This window comes from Brachyspira pilosicoli (assembly GCF_019402445.1).
In the GTDB taxonomy this organism is placed as follows: Bacteria; Spirochaetota; Brachyspiria; order Brachyspirales; family Brachyspiraceae; genus Brachyspira; species Brachyspira pilosicoli_B.
Map to the genome: position 1 here is coordinate 1 of NZ_SRZM01000387.1, position 2809 is coordinate 2809.

Genomic DNA, 2809 nt, shown 5'->3' on the forward strand with positions numbered 1-2809 from the left:
ACATATTAGTTTCTCTAAAATAATATTCATTCTCATACCATCTATTAGAATTATTATAAATAATGTAATTAAGTAAAAAACCATCTCCAAAAGTTTTTATATTATACAAAATAGAAATGTCAGAATTATTTTTTGCACTCAATTCTTTTATCTTTGATTTAACTTGATTATAATTATTATTTTCTTTTGTTTCTATAATTTTAAAATGAGAATAAAGAAAAATATTTTTGGTAATTAAATCATAGAGAGCTCTATGCATATAATCGCTGTTATTTTGAAATACCATTACAGAGTTTTGTGCGAATGTTACAGCAGTTATTAACAAGAATATAAAAAATATTTTCATGCCTTATATTATATCAAAGATGCCCAATCATAGGAAGACCTGTTATATAATAAAAAAGTAAATTAGTACATGCCCCTATAATAGTGCCAGATATTATTCCAGATATAACATCAAAGGGATAATGAAGCCCAACATAAACCCTACTAAATGCTATTAAAAAAGCAATACTATAAAATAATAAAACAGAATATAAACTATAGCTTCCCATAGAAAAAGATATTGCAAAAGCTACCATAGTGTGCCCAGATGGAAAAGAATGCTTATCTGGAGGATACATTATAGGTATTTTACCATGCTTTTTATATGGACGAATGCGACTGAAAAAATTCTTTGTGTATAAAAAAACAAATATACATATAATAGCCGATGTTAAAGCCCGAGAAAAATATATTAAAGCATAATCTATCCTAAACATATAAAATATAAGATAAATCCCCGCCCACACATAACCATCGCCAAGCCTGCTCATAAACTTCATAAAACTCTTAAAAGAGCCTTTTCTATTATCTTTAAAAATCTTTAAAAATAACTTGTCATCTATTTTGGATAATAGTTTTATTAATGGAAGACTGTTGATATATGCTATTCTTTTTTTCTTTCTTCTACGCTTTAAGATTTTTTTTAATTTTTTTCTTTTAAGCCTTTTTTTATGCAACTCATCATTTTTTTTTATATCTTCGTCTTGATTGTTTATATTATTTTGTTGTTCCATAATCTAAAAAAGCTTATTTCTTTTCTTTAGATTTCTTAGAAGAAGGCAATTTAACATCATTAATAAAATAAAATAATGATTCTATTTCATCTGCTATATTAACATCATTAATAATACAATCTGGTCTTTCTAGTAATTTTATAGGGGCAAAGTTTAATACACCCTTAATACCAGCATTACATATTACATCAAACATTCTTTGTGCTTCCAAATCTGGAACTGTTAATATTGCTATCTCTATTTTATTGTTAATAATAAAATCTTTTAACTCATCTATAGGAAGTATTGGTGTAGGGGCATTTCTATCTATTTTGTCAGGGTTATGGTCGAAAGCTGCTATTATCTTTATAGCTTCATTTTCAAAGCCTCTATAATTAACCAAAGCTTTACCTATTTTTCCGTAGCCTATTAATATTATATTATGCGATATTTGTTTACCTAATATATTATCTATTTGGTCTAATAAATCATCTATATTATAACCGCCTTTCTTGTTGCCGGATATATTAAAGAGTGAAAAATCTTTTCTTACCTGAACAGAGGTTATTCCTATTGCATCACCCAAGTTATTAGAATATGCTTTGATAAAACCAAAACTCTTCATTCTTCTTAATGCATTTTTATATTTTAATAGTCGCATTATCTGTGTTCTGCTAATCATTTTAAATACCTCTACAGTCTTTTTTATTACATATACTTATTATATTATATCATAAAAATATTACTGTCAATGATTTATGATTATTTATCTGATTATTTAATAATACAATAATATCATTTTTATATATTTTATTTTAGTATAATATATTATTATATGTATCTTTAAGTATATAAAATATAAACAAAAAGTAAAATATAAACACACATTTTTTTTTATTTTTTATTAAATATTGGAATTTATTAAAAAATTATTGTGGAAATAATATCTTTTTATTATATAATAATAAGTATGATAGATTATAAAGAGATAGCAGACAAAATAAAATCATCAAAATATGCCGTAGCATTCACTGGTGCAGGCATAAGTGTAGAAAGCGGAGTGCCTCCTTTTAGGGGAGAAAATGGGCTTTGGGAAAAACATGGAAGCCAATTTGCTGAAATTTCATACTTCACAAGACACCCTAAAGAAGCATGGCATTCATTAAAAAAAGTATTCTACGAACCTATAGACAACGTTAAGCCTAATAAAGCTCATTTGGTATTAGCAGAATTAGAAAAAAAAGGCATTATGCGTTCTGTAATCACTCAGAATATAGATAATCTTCATCAAGAAGCAGGAAGCAAAATTGTATACGAACTTCATGGCACGGCACAATATGCTGTATGTATGAAATGTCATAATAAATATAAAATAGATAAAAAAATATTATCAATGGACCCTCCTACTTGTGAAAATTGTAATGCCATATTAAAGCCCAATTTTGTATTTTTTGGAGAGGCTTTACCTACTTACGATTTTCAAAGCTCTATAGAAGACGCTCAGAAATGTGATTTATTTATCATAATAGGAACAGGCGGAGAAGTTATGCCTGCTGCTCAAATTCCTCATATAGCAAAGAGAGCTGGTGCAACAATAATGGAGATTAATCCGGAGCCTTCTAATTTTACAAACTCAATAGTTGATATTTATGTTAAAGAGAAAGCAGGTGTTGCATTTACAGAAATAGAGAAATATTTATAATTTTTTATTTTACTATAACTACAAAAAATTTTTAACTTTCTTTATTTTTATTATTTGCAGGGCTTTGCCC

3 protein-coding genes and 1 pseudogene are annotated in these 2809 nt (G+C 26.7%); 1 reads left to right on the forward strand and 3 read right to left on the reverse strand.

Features of this window, described 5'->3' with window-relative positions:
• The 3 genes and pseudogenes from E6A48_RS11115 to E6A48_RS11125 all read right to left on the reverse strand — a co-directional run.
• Positions 1–346, reverse strand: a pseudogene (locus E6A48_RS11115) (tetratricopeptide repeat protein); the annotation flags it as partial.
• A 13-nt stretch (positions 347–359) separates the two neighbouring features.
• Positions 360–1058, reverse strand: a complete 699-nt coding sequence (locus E6A48_RS11120; protein ID WP_219710351.1) for a phosphatase PAP2 family protein — start codon at positions 1056–1058, stop codon at positions 360–362.
• A 13-nt stretch (positions 1059–1071) separates the two neighbouring features.
• Entirely contained in the window at positions 1072–1719 is a 648-nt protein-coding gene (locus tag E6A48_RS11125) for a redox-sensing transcriptional repressor Rex (protein ID WP_013244125.1), read from the reverse strand.
• A gap of 288 nt (positions 1720–2007) precedes the next feature.
• Between E6A48_RS11125 and E6A48_RS11130 the strand changes: the two genes are divergently transcribed.
• Positions 2008–2739 carry an SIR2 family NAD-dependent protein deacylase gene (locus E6A48_RS11130; protein WP_219710353.1) on the forward strand — a complete coding sequence of 244 codons (732 nt, stop codon included), beginning with the start codon at positions 2008–2010 and terminating at the stop codon, positions 2737–2739.
• Positions 2740–2809 lie beyond the last annotated feature (70 nt).

Excerpts from the sequence above, each read along its gene's own strand:
- E6A48_RS11130 (WP_219710353.1), top strand. The coding sequence starts at position 2,008 with ATGATAGATTATAAAGAGATAGCAGACAAAATAAAATCATCAAAATAT.
- E6A48_RS11120 (WP_219710351.1), bottom strand. The coding sequence starts at position 1,058 with ATGGAACAACAAAATAATATAAACAATCAAGACGAAGATATAAAAAAA.
- E6A48_RS11125 (WP_013244125.1), bottom strand. The coding sequence starts at position 1,719 with ATGATTAGCAGAACACAGATAATGCGACTATTAAAATATAAAAATGCA.